The 23,185-nt window shown below is 59.5% G+C and carries 28 protein-coding genes; 16 read left to right on the top strand and 12 right to left on the bottom strand.

The window, feature by feature from the left end:
• The first annotated feature begins 15 nt into the window (after positions 1 to 15).
• The 5 genes from GPM19_RS04010 (at position 16) to GPM19_RS03990 (ending at position 3,571) form a co-directional block, all read left to right on the top strand.
• Positions 16 to 396 carry a hypothetical protein gene (locus GPM19_RS04010; protein ID WP_160417571.1) on the top strand — a complete coding sequence of 127 codons (381 nt, stop codon included), beginning with the start codon at positions 16 to 18 and terminating at the stop codon, positions 394 to 396.
• A 76-nt stretch (positions 397 to 472) separates the two neighbouring features.
• Positions 473 to 1,876, top strand: a complete 1,404-nt coding sequence (locus GPM19_RS04005) for an MFS transporter (RefSeq protein ID WP_160417570.1) — start codon at positions 473 to 475, stop codon at positions 1,874 to 1,876.
• Between the two features lie 39 nt (positions 1,877 to 1,915).
• Positions 1,916 to 2,224, top strand: a complete 309-nt coding sequence (locus tag GPM19_RS04000) for a BolA family protein (RefSeq protein ID WP_160417569.1) — start codon at positions 1,916 to 1,918, stop codon at positions 2,222 to 2,224.
• Positions 2,221 to 3,123 (top strand): hypothetical protein, encoded by a 903-nt coding sequence (locus GPM19_RS03995; RefSeq protein ID WP_202114673.1) that lies wholly within the window; start codon positions 2,221 to 2,223, stop codon positions 3,121 to 3,123. The genes GPM19_RS04000 and GPM19_RS03995 overlap by 4 nt, the downstream gene beginning before the upstream one ends.
• Positions 3,113 to 3,571: a GNAT family N-acetyltransferase gene (locus GPM19_RS03990; RefSeq protein WP_160417568.1), complete on the top strand. Its 459-nt coding sequence runs from the start codon at positions 3,113 to 3,115 to the stop codon at positions 3,569 to 3,571. The genes GPM19_RS03995 and GPM19_RS03990 overlap by 11 nt, the downstream gene beginning before the upstream one ends.
• A gap of 8 nt (positions 3,572 to 3,579) precedes the next feature.
• On the opposite strand, the gene GPM19_RS03985 is transcribed toward GPM19_RS03990, so the two are convergent.
• Positions 3,580 to 3,768, bottom strand: coding sequence for a cell division protein ZapB (locus tag GPM19_RS03985; RefSeq protein ID WP_114485992.1), 189 nt, complete (start codon positions 3,766 to 3,768; stop codon positions 3,580 to 3,582).
• A gap of 120 nt (positions 3,769 to 3,888) precedes the next feature.
• The gene (rsmD, locus tag GPM19_RS03980; RefSeq protein WP_319928090.1) at positions 3,889 to 4,428 is read right to left on the bottom strand and encodes a 16S rRNA (guanine(966)-N(2))-methyltransferase RsmD; all 540 of its coding nucleotides are present in this window, start codon (positions 4,426 to 4,428) and stop codon (positions 3,889 to 3,891) included.
• A 175-nt stretch (positions 4,429 to 4,603) separates the two neighbouring features.
• Here rsmD and ftsY point away from each other — a divergent pair, with 175 nt between their 5' ends.
• The 4 genes from ftsY (at position 4,604) to rpoH (ending at position 8,624) form a co-directional block, all read left to right on the top strand.
• Complete coding sequence (ftsY, locus tag GPM19_RS03975; protein ID WP_160417566.1) at positions 4,604 to 5,893, top strand: signal recognition particle-docking protein FtsY; 1,290 nt, start codon at positions 4,604 to 4,606, stop codon at positions 5,891 to 5,893.
• Positions 5,890 to 6,558 carry a cell division ATP-binding protein FtsE gene (ftsE, locus tag GPM19_RS03970; protein WP_160417565.1) on the top strand — a complete coding sequence of 223 codons (669 nt, stop codon included), beginning with the start codon at positions 5,890 to 5,892 and terminating at the stop codon, positions 6,556 to 6,558. Before ftsY ends, ftsE begins: the two co-directional genes overlap by 4 nt.
• Complete coding sequence (gene ftsX, locus GPM19_RS03965) at positions 6,555 to 7,526, top strand: permease-like cell division protein FtsX (RefSeq protein ID WP_160417564.1); 972 nt, start codon at positions 6,555 to 6,557, stop codon at positions 7,524 to 7,526. The genes ftsE and ftsX overlap by 4 nt, the downstream gene beginning before the upstream one ends.
• 231 nt (positions 7,527 to 7,757) lie before the next feature.
• Positions 7,758 to 8,624, top strand: coding sequence for an RNA polymerase sigma factor RpoH (gene rpoH, locus GPM19_RS03960; protein WP_160417563.1), 867 nt, complete (start codon positions 7,758 to 7,760; stop codon positions 8,622 to 8,624).
• A 72-nt stretch (positions 8,625 to 8,696) separates the two neighbouring features.
• Here rpoH and argB read toward each other — a convergent pair whose 3' ends face one another.
• The 4 genes from argB to coaBC all read right to left on the bottom strand — a co-directional run bounded on the left by argB (position 8,697) and on the right by coaBC (position 12,814).
• A complete protein-coding gene (gene argB, locus GPM19_RS03955; protein WP_160417562.1) occupies positions 8,697 to 9,596 on the bottom strand; it encodes an acetylglutamate kinase in 900 nt (299 codons plus the stop codon).
• A 26-nt stretch (positions 9,597 to 9,622) separates the two neighbouring features.
• The gene (locus GPM19_RS03950) at positions 9,623 to 11,017 is read right to left on the bottom strand and encodes a phosphomannomutase/phosphoglucomutase (RefSeq protein WP_160417561.1); all 1,395 of its coding nucleotides are present in this window, start codon (positions 11,015 to 11,017) and stop codon (positions 9,623 to 9,625) included.
• 97 nt (positions 11,018 to 11,114) lie between these two features.
• On the bottom strand, positions 11,115 to 11,582 hold the full coding sequence (gene dut, locus GPM19_RS03945) for a dUTP diphosphatase (RefSeq protein ID WP_160417560.1): 468 nt from the start codon (positions 11,580 to 11,582) through the stop codon (positions 11,115 to 11,117).
• A complete protein-coding gene (gene coaBC / locus GPM19_RS03940) occupies positions 11,579 to 12,814 on the bottom strand; it encodes a bifunctional phosphopantothenoylcysteine decarboxylase/phosphopantothenate--cysteine ligase CoaBC (protein ID WP_202114672.1) in 1,236 nt (411 codons plus the stop codon). The genes dut and coaBC overlap by 4 nt, the downstream gene beginning before the upstream one ends.
• A 196-nt stretch (positions 12,815 to 13,010) precedes the next feature.
• Here coaBC and radC point away from each other — a divergent pair, with 196 nt between their 5' ends.
• From radC to ald, 6 genes are all read left to right on the top strand, one after another.
• Positions 13,011 to 13,685 (top strand): RadC family protein, encoded by a 675-nt coding sequence (gene radC, locus GPM19_RS03935; protein WP_160417558.1) that lies wholly within the window; start codon positions 13,011 to 13,013, stop codon positions 13,683 to 13,685.
• 228 nt (positions 13,686 to 13,913) lie between these two features.
• Positions 13,914 to 14,150, top strand: a complete 237-nt coding sequence (gene rpmB, locus GPM19_RS03930; protein WP_160417557.1) for a 50S ribosomal protein L28 — start codon at positions 13,914 to 13,916, stop codon at positions 14,148 to 14,150.
• A 45-nt stretch (positions 14,151 to 14,195) separates the two neighbouring features.
• Positions 14,196 to 14,351 carry a 50S ribosomal protein L33 gene (gene rpmG, locus GPM19_RS03925; RefSeq protein ID WP_027337782.1) on the top strand — a complete coding sequence of 52 codons (156 nt, stop codon included), beginning with the start codon at positions 14,196 to 14,198 and terminating at the stop codon, positions 14,349 to 14,351.
• 131 nt (positions 14,352 to 14,482) lie between these two features.
• A complete protein-coding gene (gene mutM, locus GPM19_RS03920; RefSeq protein WP_160417556.1) occupies positions 14,483 to 15,310 on the top strand; it encodes a bifunctional DNA-formamidopyrimidine glycosylase/DNA-(apurinic or apyrimidinic site) lyase in 828 nt (275 codons plus the stop codon).
• 31 nt (positions 15,311 to 15,341) lie between these two features.
• Positions 15,342 to 16,532: a class I SAM-dependent rRNA methyltransferase gene (locus GPM19_RS03915; RefSeq protein WP_160417555.1), complete on the top strand. Its 1,191-nt coding sequence runs from the start codon at positions 15,342 to 15,344 to the stop codon at positions 16,530 to 16,532.
• Positions 16,533 to 16,724: 192 nt separating this feature from the next.
• On the top strand, positions 16,725 to 17,840 hold the full coding sequence (gene ald, locus GPM19_RS03910; RefSeq protein ID WP_160417554.1) for an alanine dehydrogenase: 1,116 nt from the start codon (positions 16,725 to 16,727) through the stop codon (positions 17,838 to 17,840).
• A gap of 49 nt (positions 17,841 to 17,889) precedes the next feature.
• Here the strand turns inward: ald and GPM19_RS03905 are convergent, their stop codons facing one another.
• Positions 17,890 to 18,153: a SlyX family protein gene (locus GPM19_RS03905; protein WP_160417553.1), complete on the bottom strand. Its 264-nt coding sequence runs from the start codon at positions 18,151 to 18,153 to the stop codon at positions 17,890 to 17,892.
• Positions 18,154 to 18,265: 112 nt separating this feature from the next.
• Between GPM19_RS03905 and GPM19_RS15585 the strand changes: the two genes are divergently transcribed.
• The gene (locus GPM19_RS15585; protein WP_160417552.1) at positions 18,266 to 18,826 is read left to right on the top strand and encodes a cold-shock protein; all 561 of its coding nucleotides are present in this window, start codon (positions 18,266 to 18,268) and stop codon (positions 18,824 to 18,826) included.
• Between the two features lie 74 nt (positions 18,827 to 18,900).
• Here the strand turns inward: GPM19_RS15585 and GPM19_RS03895 are convergent, their stop codons facing one another.
• The 5 genes from GPM19_RS03895 to dapC form a co-directional block, all read right to left on the bottom strand.
• Complete coding sequence (locus tag GPM19_RS03895) at positions 18,901 to 19,290, bottom strand: hypothetical protein (protein WP_160417551.1); 390 nt, start codon at positions 19,288 to 19,290, stop codon at positions 18,901 to 18,903.
• The gene (gene dapE, locus GPM19_RS03890) at positions 19,287 to 20,462 is read right to left on the bottom strand and encodes a succinyl-diaminopimelate desuccinylase (protein WP_160417550.1); all 1,176 of its coding nucleotides are present in this window, start codon (positions 20,460 to 20,462) and stop codon (positions 19,287 to 19,289) included. The genes GPM19_RS03895 and dapE overlap by 4 nt, the downstream gene beginning before the upstream one ends.
• Positions 20,449 to 21,474 (bottom strand): 2,3,4,5-tetrahydropyridine-2,6-dicarboxylate N-succinyltransferase, encoded by a 1,026-nt coding sequence (dapD, locus tag GPM19_RS03885; protein WP_160417549.1) that lies wholly within the window; start codon positions 21,472 to 21,474, stop codon positions 20,449 to 20,451. Before dapD ends, dapE begins: the two co-directional genes overlap by 14 nt.
• Positions 21,475 to 21,611: 137 nt before the next feature.
• Positions 21,612 to 21,956, bottom strand: coding sequence for a Spx/MgsR family RNA polymerase-binding regulatory protein (locus GPM19_RS03880; RefSeq protein ID WP_160417548.1), 345 nt, complete (start codon positions 21,954 to 21,956; stop codon positions 21,612 to 21,614).
• Complete coding sequence (dapC, locus tag GPM19_RS03875; protein WP_160417547.1) at positions 21,957 to 23,156, bottom strand: succinyldiaminopimelate transaminase; 1,200 nt, start codon at positions 23,154 to 23,156, stop codon at positions 21,957 to 21,959.
• Between the last annotated feature and the right edge of the window lie 29 nt (positions 23,157 to 23,185).

The raw sequence follows: 23,185 nt of genomic DNA, 5'->3' as shown, positions 1-23,185 counted from the left end.
GCGAGGAGAGTTCCCATGAAACTGCTTAACCGCTCCGCCCTGAGCGTCAGGCCGACCCAGGACTTTGTAGACTGGATCAATGCGCTCGAACCCACCATGGGAGACGACGACCTGACATTGGACGACGTCGAGCGTGAAAGCACGATTTACCTGATTCCCGAGATGGATACGCCGGAAGCGCTGGCCACCTTCGTTCGCGAGCGCTACCCGAAAATCCTGGAAAACGAGCTGCGTGCTTGGGAAGAAGACGAAGAACAGTGGCCGGACAGCCTCGATTGGTCGCTGTTTCAGCGCTTTCTTCAAGTGGAACACAGCTATCTGGCCATCGATCTGGATGATGAAACCGCTCTGGAAATTTCCGAAGTGGATGATGCGCTGCTGCTGGATAATGAATAGCATCAGGCGCCGGCTCTCGATGAACCATAAGAAACCGGCTGCGGCCGGTTTCTTGTTTTAGACGAAGCCTATCCGCATGCGATTGTTTGAAACCCGCCCCGGTGATGATGGCCTGCCCGGACATGAACGGGCCTTGGCGGTATTGGCGTTGATCACCGGCACCTTGATGGCGGTGGTCGACACCACCATGATCAACCTGGCGCTGCCTTCCATTGCGCAGGACCTGAATGTTTCCGCCTCCCGAGTGGTGTGGGTAACCAACCTTTTTCAGGTGACGTGCGCCGCTTTCCTGCTGGTGTTTGCCGCGATCAGTGAGTTGGTCACGCGGCGCCGCCTGTACCTATTCGGCATCGGGTTGTTCGTGCTGGCCTCCATCGGCAGTGCCTTTTCGACTAGCTTGGAAACACTGCTGGTGTTTCGCGCCCTGCAAGGTTTGGGGGCCGCCGCGACCCTTTCTATTGGGCCGTCGATCTATCGCTCGATCTTTCCTTCGCGGCTATTGGGTAGCGCCCTGGGCCTGAGCGCCCTGGTGGTGGCCGGAGGCTACGCGGCGGGACCCACCCTGAGCGGAGTGATTCTCTCCTTCGCCGATTGGCCGTGGCTATTTGCCTTGAATGTGCCTCTGGGCACCTGCGCCCTGTTCTTCGGCTTTCGCGCCTTGCCGCGCGAAACGCCGCGCCAGGGAAGTTTCGACTTCCTCGGCGCCATGCTGTCGATCAGCATGTTGGCAAGCTTCTTTCTGGCCATGGATGCCTTGGGGCATACCGCACTCCCCTGGCAGAGTGGCGGCTGGGCGATGCTGTCGTTAACCGCCGGGGTGGGGTTTGTGGTGCGTCAGAAACGAGCACCTTTCCCCCTGTTGCCGTTGATGGTGTTTCGCGAGCGCCGCTTCACCCTGGCGGTCTCCACCTCGGGGCTGGCCTTCGTCGGTCAAGGGTTGGCCTTCGTTGCGCTGTCGTTCCTGTATCAACAGGAATTGGGGTTTTCACCCCTGCAGACCGCCTGGTTGTTCACACCCTGGCCGCTGGCCACCATGCTGGTCGGGCCGATTGCCGGACGTCTGGCGGACCGTATCAATCCCAGCGTGTTGTCGAGCACAGGACTGCTGCTGCTGATCGCGGGGTTTGTCGCCTTGGCGTTGGTGGATGAAACCACCGGCGTGCTGGGAGGGTTATGGCGGATGGCCCTGTGTGGCGTGGGTTTCGGTCTTTTCCAGCCGCCCAACAATCGCGAAATGATGGCCAGCCTACCGGCGGAGCGCAGTGCCAATGTGTCCGGCGTGATGAGCACCACCCGTACGGTGGGGCAGTCGTTGGGTGTGGCATTGGTGGGGGCGGCGTTGGCGGCAGGGTCACCGGTGCAAGCCACTCTCTGGTTGGGCGCCTTTACCACCTTGCTGGCCTTGGGAACAAGCCTTGCCCGAATGCCCCTGGCCAGGCGTGCCATGCTGGAACGTCAGGCATCGTCGCGTCCTGACTAAAAGCGTATAATTGAGGTTTGGTTTTATAGGAGAAGTGGCATGAAGTGGCAGGCACTGATTGAAGAAAAACTCCAGGCGCTGGCGCCGGAGTATGTTCAGGTTGAAAACGAAAGCTATCGGCATAACGTTCCGGAAAATTCTGAAACGCACTTCAAGGTCACCTTGGTGAGCGAGCGCTTTGAGGGCATGATGCCAGTCAAGCGCCATCAGCAGCTGTACGCCTTGCTCGCCGATGAGCTTTCCGGCCCGGTGCACGCCCTGGCCTTGCATCTCTATACCCCGCTGGAATGGCAGGCGCGTGGGGGCGAGCGTCCGGCTTCCCCTGATTGTCGTGGCGGCGGGCAGTGACCGGCGACGTCCAACGTCTGCAATACCTTCAGGCCATGGGCATTACCGCCTGGGCCAGTCGTTACCGCCTGCCCAATGCCCGGCCCACTCCCGCCTGTGAGTGGGAAGCGCCCGAGCTCGAGACGCAGCACGCCAGCGCCAAGCTGCATGCTCTGCTCGATGAAGCGCAGCAAACGGCCTCTAGTCGCCAGGAAGAGCAAGCATCTGTCCAGAAGAAAACGGACAACCCCGTAAAGCTGGGGGACGTGCGGGCGTTGCTGGGAGATGCCGGCGCACCCACTGGCGAGAAGCCGCCGGTCTTGGAACAAGTGCCCGCCGCTGATAGCGTGAAAGCCGTGCAAGACCCGGCCCAGCCGCTGCGCTTTCAGCTGTCGTTGATCTGCCTGGAGGGGCGCTGGCTGAGCCTTCAGTCGGGTGAGATAAGCACGGAAGAGCAGCGCCTGCTGAGCGCCATGCTGAAGGCGGCGGGGATTCAGCTAGCCACGCCGCTGGTCATCGAAACCTTTTACTGGCCGATGGTGGAAGGACTGCCTGCGGATGACCCCCTGGAAGAAGCCCGTGAGGGCTTGGAGGCTTATATCGCCGGTTGCGCCGCGCGCCATGGTTGGTCATTGAACCAAGTGTTGTGGTGGAGTGGGTCGTCATCAGACGATGAAACACACGCCACCTTGGCAGAAGTGCTGGATATCGCTAGCAGCGCCCAGGGGCAGGTGCAAAGCCAGGCGTTAGGTTTACCCGTGTGGCAGGCGCCGAGCCTTTTACAGCTACTTGAAAGTGCCGGGGCCAAGCGAGCCTTGTGGCCTGAGCTGGTCGAACTTGGTACCCGCTGGCGACAGCTGGCAGCCAAAGAGGATGACGCGCGGGAAGAGGCGGCACGGGAAAAGTCGGATGATCATTGAACTCTCATCCGAACACCTGGAGGCGTTGCTAGCCCTCGAGGCCGAGGCCGGCAGTGGCGCAAGCGCCAATCAGCTGGCCACGGCACTGGCCGACGCTGACTGCCGGCTGATCGGCGTTTGGCAAGGCGCTCAGCTGGGCGGTTACGCCTTGCTGGCGCGTCTGCCGTTCGATGCCGAGCTTCAGGCGCTGGGTGTCTCGCCGCTTCATCGGCGCAAAGGGCTGGGGCAAGGCTTGCTGGAAGAGGTAGCCAGTATCGCGGAGGCGTGGCAAAGCGAGCGGCTGTTGCTTGAAGTCCGGGCCGGCAACACAGCGGCTGTCACGCTCTACCACCGCTGTGGCTTTCAGCTTGACGGGCGACGCAAGGGCTACTACTCAAGCCGCTCCGGGCGCGAGGATGCCTTATTGATGTCGCGGGTGCTTTTGCCTATGGCGCCAAACTTACTCTAGCTCGGGGCCTAGCTCTGGTCGTCGATGCTATCGAACTTGCCCAGCAAGGCACTCAGGCGCTGTTCCCATTCTTCACGTTCCTGCTTGAGCTTGGTGTTTTCATCACGCAGCTCGTCATTTTCCATTTTCATCATTTCCAACGCTTCTACAGCGTTAGTGACTTTTTGCTCAAGCTTATTGAACAGTTCCAGACTCATCGATACCTCCAAAAGGGCCAAGGCAAGTGCGTAGCGCTCGCCGAATGATTGACAGCGGCGAGCGTAACGCCGGGGGCGTGGCGCGGCAAGAGGATAAAGGGAACAAAAAGCTGGCCAATGTTACAAAAGGCGCTGATAAAGACGGCCAATGCTTTCTCCCGCTCGGGTTTCGCGGTGCAGTGACCAGCAATTCGGCACTGGCGGTGACAGGCCGGCCTCGGTTTCCACATAAATCATTGCCTGGGGAGTAAGCCAGCCGTTTTCCAGTGCCTGGCAGCAAGGCTCGACCAGCGCTTGATGAAAGGGCGGGTCAAGGAATACCAATGAAAAGGCTGTGCTGGGGGGTGTGGTGAGAAATGCCGACACATCACGGCTGATCACCGAGGCGTTCTCCACTTCAAGCAGCGCCAGGTTATGACTCAATTGCGCAGCCACTTTCGAATCGCGCTCCACCAGACAGGCGCTTGTCGCCCCACGCGATAGCGCTTCAATACCCAGTGCACCGGTGCCGGCGAACAAATCCAGCACCTGGGCGCCTTCCACATATGCCGCCAGCCAGTTGAACAGTGTTTCCCGCACGCGGTCCGGCGTGGGGCGCAGCCCCGGGCTTTCCAGCACCGGTAATTGGCGGCGACGAAATTTTCCGCCGATGATGCGCAATTTCCCACTCTTGTCGGGTGCGCTGGCGCGAGGGTCTCGCGACGGACGAGAGGAATTTTTGGAAGGGGAGCGTTTTGGTCTCATGGCGGGGATTGTAGCGGTCTGATTGTCCAAAGTCTCGATGGGCAATGGTAGGATGGAGCAAATGTTCACTCCTTGAAGTGGGATTCCCTAGATGCTCGGTTTTTTCAAGCGCAAGAAGAAGCAGGACGAGGACGCCAAGTCCAAGGAAAACGCTCAGCAAGCAGAGCGTGAAGTAAAACAGCAACGCGACGAAACCGGTGAACAGCCGGAAAAAGCGCCTGCCGAGGAGACGCAGACCTCTCTTGAGCCCTCGCATGAACCATCGCCACCCGCGAAGGTGGAAGTGCCGCTGCCGGAAAAGGTGCCCGAGCCTGAACCCGAACCCGAAATAAAACCTGCCCCCGCGCCTGAGGCTGAACCGGCCAAACCGGCATTGCAGGAAAAACCGGTAGCGGAAAAGAAGGGTTGGTTTGCACGCATCAAGTCCGGGCTAGGCAAGACCCGCGCCAATTTTACGGAAGGCCTGGCGGGTCTGTTTCTGGGCAAGAAGCAGATTGACGATGAGTTGATGGAGGACCTCGAGACGCAACTGCTGATGGCGGATGTCGGTATCGAGGCGACCAGCGATATCATCGATAGCCTGACTGCGCGTGTCTCACGCAAGGAACTCAACGAGCCCGAGGCGCTTTATCGTGCGCTCCAGGAAGAACTGGAAGCGATGTTGGCACCCGTTGCCGTACCGCTTGAACTTACCAAGCAAGGTCCGGGGCCTTTCGTGATTCTGGTGGTGGGCGTCAATGGGGTGGGCAAGACCACCACCATCGGTAAGCTGACCCAGCGTTTTCAGCGTGAAGGCAAGAGCGTCATGCTGGCGGCCGGGGATACCTTCCGTGCCGCCGCCGTCGAACAGCTCAAGGTGTGGGGCGAGCGCAATAAAGTACCGGTGATCGCTCAGCATACCGGGGCGGATAGCGCCTCGGTGATCTACGATGCCGTGGCTGCCGCCACCTCGCGGGGCGTGGATGTATTGATCGCCGATACTGCTGGCCGGTTGCACAACAAGGGCCATCTGATGGAAGAGTTGAAAAAAGTCCATCGCGTCATGGGCAAGCTGGATCCAAAAGCGCCGCATGAAGTCATGCTGGTGCTGGATGCCGGCACTGGCCAGAACGCGATTTCTCAAGCCAGCACCTTCAATGAAGCGGTGCCGGTCACCGGGATTACCCTGACCAAGCTCGATGGTACCGCCAAGGGCGGGATTATCTTCGCCTTGGCCAAACAGCTCAACATGCCGATTCGCTTTATTGGCGTCGGCGAAGGTCTGGATGATCTGCGGCCATTCGCGGCGCGGGATTTCGTCGAGGCCTTGTTTTCCAAAGACCCGCTCGAGAAAGACTCGCTCGACAAGGATGGCCGGCAGCGAGGCGATACTAACGCATGATTGCGTTCGAACACGTGGGCAAGCGTTACGGCGGGCGTTTCGAAGCCCTGGCCAATATCGACTTTGGTGTGGCGCGTGGTGAAATGGTGTTTTTTACCGGCCATTCGGGGGCCGGTAAAAGCTCACTATTGCGCCTGATCATGCGCCTGGAGCAGCCCAGCCGCGGGCGCGTGATGGTGGCGGGACATGATATTGCCCGGCTGCATGCCAGCCAAGTGCCTTTTTATCGACGCCAGATCGGGGTGGTGTTTCAGGACCACCAGTTGTTGTTCGATCGCAGTGTCTTTCATAACGTGGCACTGCCTCTGGAAATTCAGGGCGTAGAGCCACGCGAGTCGGCACGTCGGGTACGGGCGGCACTGGACAAGGTAGGGCTCTTGCACCGCGAGAAAGCCCTGCCCATCGAGCTTTCCGGCGGTGAACAGCAGCGAATCGGCATTGCTCGCGCAGTGGTCAACAAGCCGGCATTACTGCTTGCCGATGAACCAACCGGTAACTTGGACCCCCAGCTTTCCGCCGATATCATGGCCCTGTTCGAGGATTTCAATCGCATCGGCACGACCTTGATGATTGCCAGTCACGACCTGGCATTGATTGCTCGGCTGCGCCATCGCACCCTGCGCCTGCGCGACGGCCGCCTGGTCGCGGATGAGAGGGCTACATGACCCAAATACCTCCTTCCCAGCGCGGAGCCCGGAGCCACAAGACCCGCTTATCCAGTCGTTTGCGTGCCTGGGCGAGACATCATCGCGTCATGTTGGTGGACAGCGCCTGGCGGCTGGTACGTCACCCACTGGGTAACCTTCTGACAATGCTGGCAATCGCTATCGCCTTGGTGTTGCCCGCGGCCCTGTGGCTGACGCTGGACAGCGCGCGGCTGTTGGATGCCGAGCTGGAAGAGAGTGCCACCCTCACCGTTTACCTGGCCCAGGAAGTGGACGAGATGCAGGCAAATCGCATCGAACAAGCGGTCCAGGCGCAACCCGAGGTAGCCGCTACCCGCTTGATCAGTGCGGAAGAAGGGATGGCTGAATTCCAGCAAGCCTTGGGGCTGGATGACGCCTTGGTGGGGCTTGCCGATAATCCTCTACCGGCAAGTATCGTCGTGCATCCGGCATCACCCGAGCCGGCGGCGATGCAGCGGCTTTCGCAGGTACTGAGCGAGTTGAACGGCGTGGATGACGTACGCCTGGACCTTGCCTGGATCGAACGATTGCGCCATCTTGCAGAATTGGGGCGGCGCTTGGCGTTGGCGTTGGCGGTGCTGTTCGGGCTGGGCGTGTTGCTGGTGGTGGGCAATACCATCCGTCTGGCGGTGGAGAGCCGGCGCCGGGAAATCGAGGTGGTAATGCTGATCGGCGCCACCCATGCTTTCGTACGGCGTCCTTTTCTGTATAGCGGTGCCTGGTACGGCGTGGGAGGCGGGCTGCTGGCGCTGGGGCTTTTGACGTTGGGCAATCACTGGCTGTCGCTGCCGGTGAGTGCGCTAGCTGCCAGTTACGGCGCTAGCTTCAGCTTGCCTCAGCTTGACTTGGCAGGCTCTACAATTCTGCTATCTTGCAGTACACTGCTTGGCTGGTTGGGCGCTTGGCTTGCGGTAGGGCGACATCTGTCGAGTATCCGGTCGCGTTAGTGCAAGGCATCCTGGTGATGTCCATGTCTGGATTTCAAGTCGTGTTGATTTCAGTAGGAATGCCAGCAGGGCAGCGATTGTCATCGGTAATCAGAGCCAGCGGTATCGAGTGGCATAAAATGGTATCGAGTGTCAGAAATAGATAGATGCAGGGTCAGTTTAAGTGATCGCAATGCTTGATTCGTGGTCAAATATATTATGGAACAGGTTTATAGGGAGACAAAACGTCACATGAGTAAAAGTCTTCTACCGATAGGCCAGATTTCTCCGGGGCATGACTTGGGCGGCTACATCCAGGCCGTGAACGGAATTCCAGTGCTTAGCGCTGATGAAGAGCGCGAGCTGGCCTTTCGCTTATACGATGAAAGCGATTTGGAAGCGGCGCGTCGTCTGGTATTGTCGCATCTGCGGTTTGTGGTGCATGTCGCACGCAGCTATTCCGGCTACGGCCTGCCCCAGGCAGACCTGATCCAGGAAGGTAATGTGGGCTTGATGAAAGCCGTCAAGCGTTTCGACCCCAACCAGGGCGTTCGGCTGGTGTCCTTCGCGGTGCACTGGATCAAGGCGGAAATCCACGAATTCGTGCTGCGTAACTGGCGTATCGTCAAGATCGCCACCACCAAGGCTCAGCGTAAACTGTTCTTCAATCTGCGCGGCGCGAAAAAACGCCTGGCATGGCTGAACAACAGTGAAGTCGAGGCCATCGCCAAGGATCTTGACGTCAAGCCGGAAGTGGTGCGCGACATGGAAGGGCGTCTCTCGGCCTATGACGCTGGCTTCGATGCCTCACCCAGCGACGATGAAGACAGCGTTTATCAGTCGCCGGCGCATTATCTGGATGATGCCGCCTCCGATCCGGCTACCAAGATTGAAGACAGCGACTTTGCCGGTGATGCCACGCGCCGCTTGCAGCTGGCGCTGGAGACCTTGGACGAGCGTTCGCAGGATATTCTTCAGCGTCGCTGGTTGAGCGAAGACAAGGCGACCTTGCATGACCTGGCGGATATCTACGGGGTCAGTGCCGAGCGGATTCGTCAGCTGGAAAAGAATGCGATGAAGAAGATTCGTCAAAAGATGGGCGATACCATGGCAGCATAACGGCTTTAGGTTGAAATATACCCGCTTCTTCGGCCTTGGCCGGGGAAGCGGGTTTTTCAGTCTCGTTTGCGGTTAGTCGGTATCGGTGATCAAGGTGCCGACCCCGGCATTGGTGAAGATCTCCAGCAAGACGGCATGAGCCACGCGCCCGTCGATGATATGAGCACTCTTGACCCCGCCTTTGACCGCATCGAGGGCGCAGCGAATCTTGGGCAGCATGCCGCCGTGGATGGTGCCGTCAGCGATCAGATCATCCACCTGAGCGGTGGAAAGCCCGGTCAATACCTCACCTTCAGCGTTCATCAGGCCGGCAACGTTGGTCAACAGCATGAGTTTTTCTGCGCCCAGCGCCTCGGCTATCTTTCCGGCGACCAAATCAGCATTGATGTTGTAGCTGCGGCCTTTCTCGTCCACGCCTATGGGGGCGATCACCGGAATAAAGTCCCGCGCGGCGAGCATTTCGATCAGTTCGGTGGAGATGTGTTCGACCTCGCCGACATGGCCGATATCGATGATCTCGGGGGCGGTCATTTCCGGGCTCTGGTGTTCCACCTGGAGCTGGCGAGCACGGATCTGAGCGCCGTCCTTGCCGGTCAAACCGATGGCTTTGCCGCCGCTCTGATTGATCAGGTTGACGATACTCTTGTTGACCAGCCCGCCGAGCACCATCTCTACAACGTCCATGGTTTCGGCATCGGTGACGCGCATGCCGTTGACGAAGCGCGACTCGATATTGAGTTTCTTCAGCAACTCTCCGATCTGAGGGCCGCCGCCGTGTACCACCACCGGATTGATGCCGACTTCCTTCATCAGCACGATGTTGCGAGCGAAGGAGTCAATCAGAGTGTCTTCGGTCATGGCATTGCCGCCGTACTTGACCACGACGGTCTTGCCGGAGAACTGCTGGATATAGGGAAGGGCTTCGGAAAGCACCTCCACGACGACACGAGGGTCGCGGCTGGTTGGGTTCATCGGGTTTCCCTTGCTACAGTTTTCACTCAGAGAGGTATTTCCAGTTCCGGTGCTGCCTGCTTGAGTGCTTGGGCGAATTGCTCGCGAATACGTGCCAAGGCGGTATCGTCCTTGCCTTCGAAGCGCAGCACCAGCATGGGCGTGGTGTTGGAGGCGCGGCACAGACCCCAGCCATCCGGGTAATCCACTCGAATACCGTCCAGGGTGGTTTTGACACCTTGGCCGAAGTCGCCTTCGCGAGCAAGTCGAGCCACGATGTCGAATTTGTTCTCGTCGGTGACCTCGATGTTGATTTCCGGGGTGCCTACGTCCTGAGGGAAGCTGTCGAAGAAGGTGTCGGCATCGAGGTCCTGCTTGGCCAGTATTTCGAGTAGCCGCACGGCCGCATAGAGGCCGTCATCGAAGCCATACCAGCGCTCCTTGAAGAAGATGTGGCCGCTCATTTCGCCGGCAAGCGCGGCGCCGGTTTCCTTCATGCGAGCCTTGATCAGGGAATGCCCGGTGCGCCACATTTCCGGCTCGCCCCCGGCATCGCTGATCACGCGGGTCAGGTTGCCGGTGCATTTGACGTCGAAAATCACCTTGGCGCCCGGGTTGCGCTCGAGCATGTCGGCGGCGAATACCATCAGCAGATGATCCGGATAGATTAACCGGCCCTTGGGGGTGATCACCCCCAGGCGGTCGCCGTCGCCATCGAATGCCAGGCCGATGTCGGCATTGGTGTCGGCAACGCTTTTGATCAGATCCTGGAGGTTTTCCAGCTTGCCGGGGTCGGGGTGGTGATTGGGAAAGTTGCCATCGATCTCGGCGAACAGGGGAACCGTCTCCACACCGAGTTTTTCGATCAACTGCGGGCCGAGTTCCCCGGCAACGCCGTTGCCGCAATCCACCACGGCCTTGAGCGGGCGCGAGACCACCACATCACCCAGGATGCGATCGAGATAGGCTGAACGCAGGTCTTCCTGGCGTATGCTGCCCTGGCCGCTTTCGAGCTGGTTGTCCTGCAGGCGCTGATGAAGGGCGGTAATCGCTTCGCCGGAAAGCGTTTCTTCCTTCAGCACGATCTTGAAACCGTTATAGTCTGGTGGGTTGTGGCTGCCGGTGACCATGACACCGGAGGAGGTGCCCTCGAGAACATGGGTGGCGAAGTAAAGCACCGGGGTGGGCACCATGCCGATATCCACCACATCCCGCCCGGCGGCGTTGAGCCCGCGCATCAAGGCGGCCTGCAGCCGCGGTCCGGAAAGACGGCCGTCACGGGCGACGACGACGGTGGATTCACCACGAGCGGCGGCTTCACTGCCGATGGCGCGGCCGATCAGTTCGACGTTGGCTTCGGTCAGGGTGTCGTCCACGATACCGCGAATATCGTAGGCACGAAAAATGGAAGCGGGTACCGGGTTTTCGAAGTTGGAATTCATGATCGTCCCTGCAGAATGTGTCAGTGAAAAGGGCTGAGCAAAGCCCTTGGTAAAGCCCTTGGTAACGCTCTTGGCAAAAAAGCTATTGGCAAATACCTCAGTGAGAGCCGGTGCTACCGAAGCCGCTGCTGCCGCGAAGGCTGTCGGTGAACATGTCCACCAGTTCAAGCTTGGCTTGCACCACGGGCACAAGCACGTACTGCGCCAACCGTTCGAAAGGCTCCAGCGTGAAGGCTTGCGTGCCCCGGTTCCACACTGAAATCATCAGCTCGCCTTGGTAGTCGGAGTCGATCAACCCCACCAGGTTGCCCAGCACGATGCCGTGTTTATGCCCCAGGCCGGAGCGTGGCAGGATCATGCCGGCAAGAGCGGGGTCGGCAATATGAATGGCCAGGCCCGTGCGAACCAGCTCGCACTGCCCCGGAGCAAGCGTCAGCGGGGCATCGAGCAGGGCGCGAAGGTCCATGCCTGCCGAGCCTTGGGTCGCGTAATGCGGCAGATACTCACGCATGCGTTCATCAAGCAGTTTGAGTTGCAGGCGTGGCGCTGAAGCCGAGGCAGTCATGGGGTCTCTCCAAAAGCTAGCAGATTCAGGGCGCGCTGGATAATATCGCTGGCGAGTCGTGTCTTGGGTTGCGATGGTAGCGCTTCGCTGGCTTGGCCATCGGGTGTCTTCCACAGCAGCCAGGCGGCGTTGTCATCGCTGCCGAAGACACCCCCCGCCTGGGACACATCATTGGCCACAATCATGTCCAGTCCCTTGCGAGCCAGCTTGTCGCGCGCGTAGTGTTCAACATCCTGAGTTTCTGCAGCAAAGCCGACTACCAGTGGGCGTGAGGCGGTGGGCAGGGCGGCGATATCCGCGATGATGTCAGGATTTTTCACCAGGATGAGCGTCAAGCTGTCTTCGTTCTGGCGTTTTTTTATCTTGTGCTCGGCGGGCATTTCAACGCGAAAATCCACCACTGCGGCGCAGCCGATGAAGATATCTGCACCCTGAGCGAGCCGCTGGGCGGCAGAATGCATTTGGGCGGCGCTGTCCACATCGATGCGCTCCACCCCGGCAGGGGTGGGCAGGTTGACCGGCCCGCTGATCAGGCTGACCCGGGCGCCGGTTCTGGCGGCTGCGCCAGCCAGGGCATAGCCCATCTTCCCGGAGCTGTGATTGGATAAGTAGCGCACCGGGTCCAGGGCTTCACGGGTGGGGCCGGCGGTGATCACGATGTGACGCGAACGACTCGATTGGGTGGGGCGAAAGATATTGAACACGGCCTCGGCCACGGCTTCCGGCTCGCTCATGCGCCCGGGGCCGGTATCGCCGCAGGCCTGGTCCCCTGCATCGGGGCCAACCCATTGCCAGCCATCGCGGGAAAGCTGCTCAAGGTTGCGCTGGGTCGCCGGGTGGCGCCACATGGCCTGGTTCATTGCCGGGGCCATCAGCCTTGGGGCTTCACTGGCCAGGCACAGGGTGGTGAGCAAGTCATCCGCCATGCCATGGGCCAGGCGGGCCATCAAGTCGGCGGTGCCCGGAGCGATCAAGATCAAGTCGGCCCAGCGGGCGAGTTCGATATGGCCCATGCCGGCCTCGGCGTTGGGATCGAGCAGTGAGGTGCGCACCGGCTCGCCGGAAAGGGCTTGCAGCGTCAAGGGGGTAATAAATGCCTGGGCACCGTCGGTCATGACCACGCGCACCTCCATACCCGCCTGCTTGAGCAGGCGAATGATCAGCGCGCTTTTGTAAGCGGCAATGCCGGCGCTCACGCCGAGCAGGATGCGCTTTCCAGCAAAGGGGAGCATGTGGGGTTCCCGCATCGTTAATTGAGGGATTTTACCATACCACCACAGCCATGCCTTGCGTAGGCAGTGCGCGGATTATCCTGAGTGTTATCTCACTAAAACAACTGGGTATACTGGTGGGACTAAAAATAATGAAGGGCGGTGTCACGAGGCCCGCCTGGCAAGCCAGGGACAATCAGGCAGGGAGGCGGATAGAATGGGAATCAATCATTGGCCGGAAGGTGAGCGGCCCCGGGAAAAATTGCTCAACCTGGGCGCTCAGGCATTATCCGATGCCGAGCTTTTGGCAATCTTTCTTCGGGTGGGCGTGCAGGGGCGCTCGGCGGTGGATCTGGCACGCGACTTGCTGAGTGCCTTTGGTGGTCTACGCCAATTTCTCGAGGCCGACCAAGTGCGTTTTTGTGAAGCGCACGGCCTGGGTAACGCCAAATATGCCCAGCTGCAGGCGACACTCGAACTTTCCCGGCGTCATCTGGCCAGCCAGTTGGCACGGGGCAATGCACTGACGTCACCGGCCTTGGTCAAGCACTACCTGAGCTCTCAGATGCGCCATCTCGGCCATGAGGAGTTTGCCGTGTTGTTTCTGGATACGCAGCACAGAATTATCCGTTACGAATCGCTGTTTCGCGGCACCCTGGACAGCGCCTCGGTGTACCCGAGGGAGGTCGCCAAGCGTGCGCTGGAGCTAGGCGCGGGGGCGGTCATCCTGGCGCACAATCATCCTTCCGGTATCGCCGAGCCGAGCGATGCCGACCGGCGCATCACCGAGAGGCTCAAGGAAGCCTTGGCGTTGTTCGAGGTGCGGGTGCTGGATCACTTTGTGGTCGGTGACGGCGAGGTGGTTTCGTTCGCCGAGCGCGGCTGGGTCTAAAAAATTGAATATGAAGAATAAAGCGGTTTCGGGGCTTTTTCAAAGGTATTTAGCGGCTTTGCTTGCCCGGCGGGAGTCTCTCTGGTATAAAGTTCCCCCTTTGAACTTGGGTCGAATCACGGACAGGGCTGAGTCGCGCGGTAACGGATGTTACGAGGTTATCCGGCGCGCCCTTTTCCGGTTTGCCCGACAGGTTTTGAACTACTCGCCAAGCGGTTGGAGGCTCTCATGTCCAAAGTATGTCAGGTTACCGGCAAACGTCCGGTGACTGGAAATAACGTTTCTCACTCCCAGCGTAAGACGCGTCGTCGCTTCTTGCCTAACCTGCACAGCCACCGTTTCTGGGTGGAAGCCGAAAATCGCTTCGTCAAGTTGCGCGTCTCCAGCAAGGGCATGCGTATCATTGACAAGAGAGGTATCGACACGGTTCTGGCTGATATCCGCAAGCGCGGCGAAACCATTTAAGCTTGAGCTACGGCTGCAAGCAGACGTTTTTGGGAGATTAAAACCATGCGCGACAAGATCAAGCTGGTGTCCAGTGCCGGTACCGGCCACTTCTACACCACTGATAAGAACAAGCGCAACACGCCGGATAAGTTCGAATTCAAGAAATACGACCCGGTAGTGCGTAAGCATGTGATGTACAAGGAAGCTAAAATCAAGTAAGCATTTGCTTGTTGATTGCGCTTTCACCGCAGGCGAGTGCCTGTTGAAGAACCCGGCTAGCCGCCGGGTTCTTGCATGTCCGCTGTATGTAAAATCGCTGTATGCAGAAACTGTCATTATAGGCCGCTATCATGCCTGAGCTGCCCGAAGTCGAAACCACGCGTCGCGGTATCGCACCCTACCTGGAAGGTGCCGAAATTACCGAGGTTCGGGTGCGTCAGTCACGCTTGCGCGTGCCGGTGCCTTCGGACCTTGTTGAGCGTCTGATCGGTGCACGCATCGAGCCACTTTCCCGCCGGGCAAAATACCTGCTGATGCCCCTGGATTCGCCTGAGGAAAGCGCCACCTTGCTGTGGCACCTGGGCATGTCCGGTAGCTTGCGTATTTCCCGGGTGGGAGAGCTTCCACGCAAGCACGACCATGTGGATCTGGTGCTGGATAATGGCTGGATGCTGCGCTATCACGACCCGCGCCGGTTTGGTTTCGTCGATTGGCTGCAGGGCGACGAGCATAGCGACAAGCGCTTGGTTCACCTGGGTCCCGAACCGCTTTCCGAGGCCTTCAACGGTAGACGGTTATACGAGATGTCGCGCGGCCGTCGAATAGCGGTGAAGCCCTTCCTGATGGATAACCGGGTGGTGGTCGGGGTGGGGAATATCTATGCCTCCGAGGCATTGTTCATGGCGGGTATCGACCCCCGCCGAGCCGCCGGGCAGATTTCGCAAGAACGCTATGAACGGCTCGCCGACGCCGCTCGCGAGGTTTTGGCTGCGGCGATTACTCAGGGCGGCACCACCTTGCGTGATTTTGTCAGTGGTCGGGGTGAGCCGGGCTATTTCGCTCAGCGGCTGAATGTCTATGGTCGCCATGGCCAGCCATGCCCCCGCTGTGAACATGAACTTATCAGGGTGACGCTAGGCCAACGTGCCAGTGTGTTTTGCCCCGGCTGCCAGCATTGATCTGTCGGCCCAATTGATTGTGGAGACTGTTGTGACCCAACGCTTGCGCCTGAACAAGAACGCCGACCGCCGCCTCAAGGCCGGTCATCTATGGATCTACTCCAATGAAGTGGATATCCAGGAAACTCCGCTGAAAAACTTTGCCGCCGGTGAGCCGGCGCTGGTCGAAGCGTCCAACGGCAGGCCGATGGGGGTCGCTTACGTCAACCCTCACTCCCTGATCAGTGCACGCCTGATGTCGCGCGACCCGGCCATGCGCCTGGATCGCTCGCTTTTCGTGCATCGTTTTAACCAAGCGTTGGGGCTGCGTCAACGCTTGTTCGCCGAGCCGTTCTATCGCTTGATTCACGGCGAAGGCGATTTGCTCCCGGGCTTGATCATTGACCGTTTCGGCGATGTGGTGGTTGTGCAGCTGAATACCGCCGGCATGCAGGCCCTGGCTGACGAAATCGTCGATGCGCTGGAAAAAGTCCTTGACCCCGAGGTGATCGTGTTCCGCAACGATACCGGGGGGCGCCGCCAGGAAGGGCTGGAGGCCAAGGTCGAAGTGGTCAAGGGCACCCTTCCGGATGAAGTGCTACTGGTGGAAAACGGCGTACGTTTCGCCATCCCGATCCTGGATGGTCAGAAAACCGGCTGGTTCTATGACCACCGGGCCAACCGTGCCTGGCTCAACGGCTTGGTGGCCGGTAAGCGCGTGCTGGATGTGTTCAGTTACGTGGGTGGCTGGGGCGTTCAGGCAGCCGTCAATGGCGCCTCTGAAGTGCTATGCGTCGATGCCTCGAGCAGTGCCCTGGAACAGGTGGCTTATAATGCTGCGCTCAACGGGGTAAGCGAGCAGGTGTCGGTCAGCGAAGGCGATGCCTTCGAGGTACTGGCGGCACTCAAGGCCGAGGGTGAGGAATTCGATGTGGTGATCCTGGATCCGCCGGCATTCATCCGCAAGCGCAAGGATATTCCTAACGGCGAGCGTGCTTATTCGCGTCTTAACCGTGAAGCCATTCGCCTGTTGGGACGCGATGGGTTGCTGGTCAGCGCCTCGTGCTCCATGCACCTGGCGCCCGAGCGTCTGATGGAGGTGGTGCGTGGCGCCGTGCGCCATCAGGACCGCCATGGTCAGGTGATCTTCCAGGGGCATCAGGGTCCGGATCACCCAGTACATCCCGCCATCCCGGAAACGTCTTACCTCAAGGCATTGGGCGTACGGATATTCCGCGACTGAGTTGCTTGAATGTGGAATGACGCTAGTTTTTTATTGTGTCGTTCCGCATTTCAGTAGATTTTTCTTCTGGAAAGCGCCTTAAACGGCGTTTTTCTTGTTTTACTCTCAAGGGGATGGGTGAGCGGACGAGCTATGCTGTAATAGGGGCGAAATGTCATCCCCAACAGCATTGCATGCATCAGGAGAGCCTTCATGAAAGTCGCCGTGCCCAAGGAAATCAAGAATCATGAATATCGTGTTGCCTTGACCCCCACCGGTGTTCGTGAGCTGACCGGACGTGGTCATCAGGTAAGTGTTCAGGCCGCCGCCGGTGAAGGTGCGGGCTTCACCGATGCCGACTATCAGGCTGCCGGCGCGCATGTAGAAGCGGATGTGGACGCTTTGTGGCAAGGTGCCGAGCTGATACTCAAGGTCAAGGAGCCGCAGGCGGAAGAAGTGGCGCGATTGAGTTCCGGGCAGACGCTTTTCACTTACCTGCACTTGGCTGCGGAAGAAAAGTTGACGCTTGGGCTTCTGGAGAGCGGCGCTACTTGTATCGCCTATGAAACTGTCACCGATTCCCGCGGTGGTTTACCGCTGCTGGCGCCGATGAGTACCGTGGCCGGGCGCATGGCTGTGCAGGCGGGGGCGCATAGCTTGGAAAAGGCCCAAGGCGGTGCCGGTGTATTGTTGCCCGGGGTGCCGGGCGTCTCGCCGGGCAAGGTGACTGTGATCGGTGGCGGTGTGGTCGGGGAAAATGCGGCACGCATGGCGCTGGGGCTGGGGGCGGACGTCACCATTCTGGATAAATCTCTTGCACGCCTGGAAGTGCTGGATGATCGTTACCAAGGACGCATCAAGACCGTCTATTCGACTGCCGATGCGCTGGATGAGGCGGTGCGCGACTCGGATATGATCGTCGGGGCAGTGTTGATCCCCGGTGCCGCTGCGCCCAAGCTGATCACTCGCAAAATGCTTGCTGACATGCAGCCCGGCAGCGTACTGGTGGATGTGGCGATCGACCAGGGCGGCTGTTTTGAAACCAGCAAGCCCACCACCCACGCCGACCCCACCTATATCGTCGAGGGTATCGTGCATTATTGTGTCGCCAACATGCCGGGGGCGGTGGCGCGCACTTCTACCCTGGGGTTGACCAATGCCACGTTACCCTTCGTGATCGCCCTGGCCGACAAGGGCTGGCAGAAGGCTCTGGCCGATGATGCGCATTTCCTGCCAGGGCTGAACGTGCATGATGGTCGAGTAACTTATCAGGCGGTCGCCGATGCCTTCGGCCTGGAGTACACCGATCCGGCCTCAGTGGTCGGCTAGGCACGCAACGCTGTCGTCGTTAACGACGGCTCACATTATTATTTACGGCTCAATAATGCGGCGGCACCTCATCCTGCGGATTGAATCCCTCGGTGTTGGGTGCCGCTGTCGTATCCGCGTCTTGCAAGGCCTGATGCTGCTCGCGCAGGCGCTCGCTCATCATACTGCTAAGCTGTTCCAGGTGTGCCAGGCGCCTCTCTTGTTGCGCGGTGGCCTGATCCAGGCTGTCCAGCCAGTGCTCCTGGTAGGCGATACGGCTTTCTAGTGCTTCAAGACGATTGTCAAGCTCGGCGGGCGAGAAGTGTTCGCTCATGATAACATCGCAACCTTGTGTATATTATGCCCGGTTCTGTTGGGCGTGGGCCTGATAGACTGGGTATTGTCCTTTGTCTGTTATTGCTACAACAAGAGAGCTTTTATTAATCATGAATCTAAAAGTTGTGTTTCGCTGCATATTAATCAGCCTGCTTCTCGCCGCTCCGGCACCGCTACTGCTTGCCGGATTTGCCCACTTGGCCGACCCGTTGCTTACCAAACAAGTGTTTGCCGAGTTTCTGGTCAGTGGTGTGGCGAGTATCTATTTTGCCATGGCTTTGGGTAGCTTCGTTATTTTACTTGTGGGTACTTTAGCTGCTGCCGCCTTGGCGCCGTTGCCTGCGGCCTTGCCCACCCAAAGAAGAGTCGGGCAAGCAGAGGCGCCCGAACCTGCCCAGCAGAGGCAAGAAACACTGGCTGATGAAGAGGACGATGATGAAGTCGATATCATCGATTACAACGATGGCCGAGAAGAAGGAGAGGTCAAATGGTTCAATACCAACAAGGGCTACGGTTTCATCACGCGGGATAACGGCGATGATGTGTTTGTGCACTTCCGTGCGATTCGTGGACGCGGAAACCGGATGCTGACCGAAGGTCAGATTGTGCGTTATCAGGTGATTCATAATGAACGCGGCCTTCAAGCGGACGATGTCAGTATTATCGAGTGAATTTTTGCTGGCAGTGTCATCTTGATCGAAGCAGTTGCAAACGGCCCCGCTAAGCGGGGCCGTTTGTTTTTGGCTTAGCGGCCTGAGTCGGGCCATTCGATGGGCCCTTCCCGGCCGTCAGGCAGTACCTGCCAGAAACGATCCGGATCGTCACCCGGGTGCCAGCCGCCTAACGAGCAGCGCACTTCCACCGCCAGTTGCTCGGCGGCCTGCTGGGCGCAGTCCTGGTCGGTGATCCAGGGCGTCTCGCCGCTATCGAACCACAGGCTGGCAAAGCCTTCGGCGGCTTTTTCCACCAGCAAGACGGGAATGCGCTGGCCTTGGTAGGTACCTTGAGTCTTCCACTGGCCTCTGCCTGCAGGGCTCAGTGGTGGGGCATCCATTGTCTGCTCCAGCCAGCAATTCAGCGCCGGCAATGATGCTTGGGCGAGGTAGATCTCGATATCCGGATAACGTTGCATCATGGCGTCACGCTGGCTGATGGAATAAATAGATGGCGCAGGGTCGCTTCGTATACCCGGCTCAAGTCATCCAGGTCGCTCGCGAGAACGCGTTCGTTGACCTTGTGGATGGTAGCGTTGAGAGGGCCGACTTCCACCACCTGGGCGCCCAGAGTGGCAATGAAACGGCCATCGGAGGTGCCACCACTGGTGGAAAGGACTGGTCGTCGGCCGAGGGCTTCTTTCACTCCGCCGAGAACGGCATCCACCAACTCGCCCTCGGCGGTCAGGAAGGGCTCGCCATTGAGTGTCCAGTCGATGTGATAGCTGAGCCCGAAACGATCCAGAATCGCCTCGGTGCGTTCACGCAGTTGGGTATGGGTCACTTCCGTGGAAAAACGTAAGTTGAACACAACCTCCACTTCACCGGGAATTACATTGGTGGCACCGGTGCCCGAACGGAAATTGGAGATCTGGAAGCTGGTGGCGGGGAAGAAATCATTGCCCGCGTCCCAGTGCTCGGTGACTAGGGCGTCGAGTGCCGGCATGGCCTGATGAATGGGGTTGCGTGCCAGATGCGGATAGGCCACATGACCCTGCACCCCGGTCAAGTGGAGAACGCCGCCTAAGGAGCCGCGTCGACCGTTCTTGATCACATCCCCCAGCACTGCCGTGGAGGAAGGTTCCCCCACGATGCAGTAATCCAGGCGTTCGTGGGCTTCGCGCAGGTGCTCGACCACCGCCCGGGTACCATCCATCGCCGGGCCTTCTTCATCCGAGGTGATCAGGAAGGCAATCCGGCCGTCATGATCCGGGTGTTCGGCAACAAAGCGTTCCACGGCGGTGAGCATGGCGGCCAGGCTGCCTTTCATGTCCGCCGCGCCGCGTCCGCAGAGCATGCCCTGGTCGTCGATGCAGGGAATGAAAGGGGGAAATTCCCAATTGGTGTGCGGCCCGCTGGGCACCACATCGGTATGCCCGGCAAAGGCCAGAACCGGGCCGTGATGGCCGCGTACCGCCCAGAAGTTATCCACGTCACCAAACGGTAGATGTTCCACGTGAAAGCCGATCCGCTCCAGGCGTTCGATCATCAGCGCCTGGCAGCCTTCGTCATCGGGGGTTACCGAAGGTCGGCGCATCAGGTCGAACGCCAGCGCCAGCGTCGGTGATAGGCCTTGAGGCTCAGTTATGGGCATGCAGTGCCTCGTTGAGCGCCACGGCACTTTTGTTGGTCAAGCATTCGATGCGGCCATTCTGGGAGTTGCGACGCAGCAGCAGGTCCGGTTGTCCGGCTAGAGTGCGTGCGGCAACGGTCTCGACCTCTTGGCCCTGGTCGTCGAGCAGCGTGACCTTGGCGCCGGCGGTAATGTAAAGCCCGGCTTCCACGGTGCAGCGATCGCCCAACGGAATCCCGATGCCGGCGTTGGCGCCGATCAAGCAGCCTTCCCCTACGGAAATAATCATATTGCCGCCGCCGGAAAGCGTGCCCATGGTGGAGCAGCCGCCGCCCAGATCCGAGCCTTTACCCACCATGACGCCTGCCGAAATGCGGCCTTCGATCATGCCCGGTCCTTCAGCACCGGCATTGAAGTTGACGAACCCTTCGTGCATCACCGTGGTGCCTTCGCCTAGGTAAGCGCCCAGGCGTACCCGGCTGGTATCGCCGATACGGATGCCGGTGGGTACCACGTAGTCGGTCATCTTGGGGAACTTGTCGACGCAGTCCACCGAAAGCGAACGCCCGGCGAGACGCGCCTTGAGGCGACGCATGGGAAGCTCTTCGATGTCGATGGGGCCTTCGTTGGACCAGGCGATGTTGCGCAGCAAGCCGAACATGCCGGTCAGGTCAAGATCGTGAGGCTTGACCAGACGATGCGAGAGCAGGTGCAGCTTGAGGTAGACCTCCGGCGCACTCTGCGGCGGCAAGTCGGTATCGAGGAACATGGCCACCAAGGGGCGCTGGCTATGTGCCAGGGCTTCGGCAAGTTCGGCCTGTATACTGTGGCCGGCGGCTTCCAGCGCCTTTGCCAGGGCGGTGCAATGTTCCGGCAAGAAGCTCACGGAAGCATTGCCTTCCGGCGCGTCGAGCACCTGCCTGGCCGCAGCGACCAGGCTGGCGTCGGGGTTGAGCAAGGGAGTGGGGTAGTAAATTTCCAGCCAGTCGCCCTGAGTGTTCTGGGTGCCGATTCCAAGCGCAAAGCTCAGCATGAGGTGATGTCCTTGTTCAAGATGTGGTCGGAGCCTAAAGGTTGGCTTCAAACTCGCAATGGGTAGTGAAAAAAATGGTCAGTGAAGAAAAAGGTATCGTGAATAACGTGACTATCCCGAGGGATGAAAACCGATATTCAGCCCTTTAGATCGTCATAGTCACCCTCGCGATACCCCACGCGAATTTCGTCAGCGTTTTCCAGCAAAGGGCGCTTGAGCAGCGTGGGGTATCGCATGATCAGTTGGCGGGCGGCGTTGGAGTCAAGTCTGTCCTTGTCCGCCTGAGGCAGGTCGCGCCAAGTCTTGCTGCGTTTGTTGAGCACATTCACCAGGGGCACACGGTGCAGGATATGTTCGAGTAACGCCGCGGAAAGGCCATCTTCACGCAGATCATGGGTGTTGAACGGGATGCCTCGGCTATCCAGTGCCTTGAGCGCTTTGCGGCAGGTGTCACAGTTCTTGATCATGTAGAGCGTCAGCATTTAAAGCTTTCCTTCCAGCAGATCACGAATACGTTGGGCGGCCTGTACCGTCGGTTCCAGTTCGGCCACCAGTGCCAGTCGCAGGCGCCCCTCGCCGGGATTGATGCCTGTCACGCCAGCCCGGCCCATGTAAGACCCCGGCAGTACGCTGACATGGGCCCGCTCGAATAGGCGCCGAGTGAAGGCTTCGTCGTCACCGTCGGGTACCGCGGGCCAGAGATAGAAACCCGCCACGGGAGTGGGGAAATCCAGTACTGGCGAAAGGATGCTAGTGACGGCAGCAAACTTTTCCCGATAAGCGTCACGGTTGGCGCGCACATGAATTTCGTCCTGCCAGGCGCTGATGGAGGCACGCTGCAAGGGCAGCGACATGGCGCAACCATGGTAGGTGCGGTAACGCTTGAATGGCGTAATGAGAGCGGCATCCCCCGCAACGAACCCGGAGCGCAGCCCCGGCAGGTTGGAGCGCTTGGACAGAGAATGAAACACCAGGCAGCGCTGGTATTCGTGGCGACCAAGCTCGGCACAGGCCTGGAGCAGGCCGGGGGGTGGCGCCGCTTCATCCAGGTAAAGCTCCGAATAGCACTCGTCCGAGGCGATGATGAAGTTGTACTCGTCGGCAAGCTCGATCAGTTTCTTGAAATCTTCCAGCGGTGTGACCGCCCCGGTGGGGTTGCCCGGCGAACAGAGAAATACCATCTGTACCTCGCGCCAGGTATCCGCGGAAATTGCGCTGAAGTCCGGGCGAAAGTGGTTGCGTTCGGTGCAGTCGAGGTATAGCGGCTCGCCGCCGGCAAGCAGAGTGGCGCCTTCATATATCTGATAGAAGGGATTGGGCATGGCCACCTTTGCCGGTCGGGTGCGGTCGAGTGCCGCCTGGATGAAGGCAAAGATTCCCTCCCGGGTGCCATTGACCGGCAGCACCTGGCGTTCGCTGTCCAGGCCGGCCAGCGCAAAGCGACGCACAGTCCAGTCGGCAATCGCTTGGCGCAGCTCGGGCAGCCCAGCGGTGGCCGGGTAGCGGCCCATTTCGTGCTGATAGGCGACGAGTGTCTGAAGCGCCCCGCTGAAAGGGGCATGCTGAGGCTCGCCGATGGTCAGGGGAATGTGCGGCAGTCCCGGCGGCGGGCTCAAGCCTGCCTTCAGCGCCGCCAACTTTTCAAACGGATACGGATGCAAGGCGTCGAGATCTGGGTTCATGGGGCTTACCGGCTGTTGAGTAATAGGTG

The organism is Vreelandella zhuhanensis (assembly GCF_009793355.1).
GTDB lineage: Bacteria > Pseudomonadota > Gammaproteobacteria > Pseudomonadales > Halomonadaceae > Vreelandella > Vreelandella zhuhanensis.
The sequence above is the reverse complement of the archived record's forward strand: the minus strand, read 5'-3'. Positions and strand labels throughout refer to the sequence as shown.

Bases quoted from the DNA above. Each gene is read 5' to 3' on its own strand.
- GPM19_RS03905 (WP_160417553.1), bottom strand. From the start codon at position 18,153: ATGAGCGAACACTTCTCGCCCGCCGAGCTTGACAATCGTCTTGAAGCA.
- GPM19_RS04010 (WP_160417571.1), top strand. From the start codon at position 16: ATGAAACTGCTTAACCGCTCCGCCCTGAGCGTCAGGCCGACCCAGGAC.
- dapE (WP_160417550.1), bottom strand. From the start codon at position 20,462: ATGCCCATAACTGAGCCTCAAGGCCTATCACCGACGCTGGCGCTGGCG.
- rpmB (WP_160417557.1), top strand. From the start codon at position 13,914: ATGTCCAAAGTATGTCAGGTTACCGGCAAACGTCCGGTGACTGGAAAT.
- coaBC (WP_202114672.1), bottom strand. From the start codon at position 12,814: ATGCTCCCCTTTGCTGGAAAGCGCATCCTGCTCGGCGTGAGCGCCGGC.
- GPM19_RS03895 (WP_160417551.1), bottom strand. From the start codon at position 19,290: ATGATGCAACGTTATCCGGATATCGAGATCTACCTCGCCCAAGCATCA.
- GPM19_RS15585 (WP_160417552.1), top strand. From the start codon at position 18,266: ATGAATCTAAAAGTTGTGTTTCGCTGCATATTAATCAGCCTGCTTCTC.
- argB (WP_160417562.1), bottom strand. From the start codon at position 9,596: ATGAACCCAACCAGCCGCGACCCTCGTGTCGTCGTGGAGGTGCTTTCC.
- mutM (WP_160417556.1), top strand. From the start codon at position 14,483: ATGCCTGAGCTGCCCGAAGTCGAAACCACGCGTCGCGGTATCGCACCC.
- ftsY (WP_160417566.1), top strand. From the start codon at position 4,604: ATGCTCGGTTTTTTCAAGCGCAAGAAGAAGCAGGACGAGGACGCCAAG.
- ftsX (WP_160417564.1), top strand. From the start codon at position 6,555: ATGACCCAAATACCTCCTTCCCAGCGCGGAGCCCGGAGCCACAAGACC.
- ftsE (WP_160417565.1), top strand. From the start codon at position 5,890: ATGATTGCGTTCGAACACGTGGGCAAGCGTTACGGCGGGCGTTTCGAA.
- ald (WP_160417554.1), top strand. From the start codon at position 16,725: ATGAAAGTCGCCGTGCCCAAGGAAATCAAGAATCATGAATATCGTGTT.
- GPM19_RS03985 (WP_114485992.1), bottom strand. From the start codon at position 3,768: ATGAGTCTGGAACTGTTCAATAAGCTTGAGCAAAAAGTCACTAACGCT.
- rpoH (WP_160417563.1), top strand. From the start codon at position 7,758: ATGAGTAAAAGTCTTCTACCGATAGGCCAGATTTCTCCGGGGCATGAC.
- GPM19_RS04005 (WP_160417570.1), top strand. From the start codon at position 473: ATGCGATTGTTTGAAACCCGCCCCGGTGATGATGGCCTGCCCGGACAT.
- dut (WP_160417560.1), bottom strand. From the start codon at position 11,582: ATGACTGCCTCGGCTTCAGCGCCACGCCTGCAACTCAAACTGCTTGAT.
- dapD (WP_160417549.1), bottom strand. From the start codon at position 21,474: ATGCTGAGCTTTGCGCTTGGAATCGGCACCCAGAACACTCAGGGCGAC.
- rpmG (WP_027337782.1), top strand. From the start codon at position 14,196: ATGCGCGACAAGATCAAGCTGGTGTCCAGTGCCGGTACCGGCCACTTC.
- GPM19_RS04000 (WP_160417569.1), top strand. From the start codon at position 1,916: ATGAAGTGGCAGGCACTGATTGAAGAAAAACTCCAGGCGCTGGCGCCG.
- GPM19_RS03950 (WP_160417561.1), bottom strand. From the start codon at position 11,017: ATGAATTCCAACTTCGAAAACCCGGTACCCGCTTCCATTTTTCGTGCC.
- dapC (WP_160417547.1), bottom strand. From the start codon at position 23,156: ATGAACCCAGATCTCGACGCCTTGCATCCGTATCCGTTTGAAAAGTTG.
- GPM19_RS03880 (WP_160417548.1), bottom strand. From the start codon at position 21,956: ATGCTGACGCTCTACATGATCAAGAACTGTGACACCTGCCGCAAAGCG.
- GPM19_RS03990 (WP_160417568.1), top strand. From the start codon at position 3,113: ATGATCATTGAACTCTCATCCGAACACCTGGAGGCGTTGCTAGCCCTC.
- radC (WP_160417558.1), top strand. From the start codon at position 13,011: ATGGGAATCAATCATTGGCCGGAAGGTGAGCGGCCCCGGGAAAAATTG.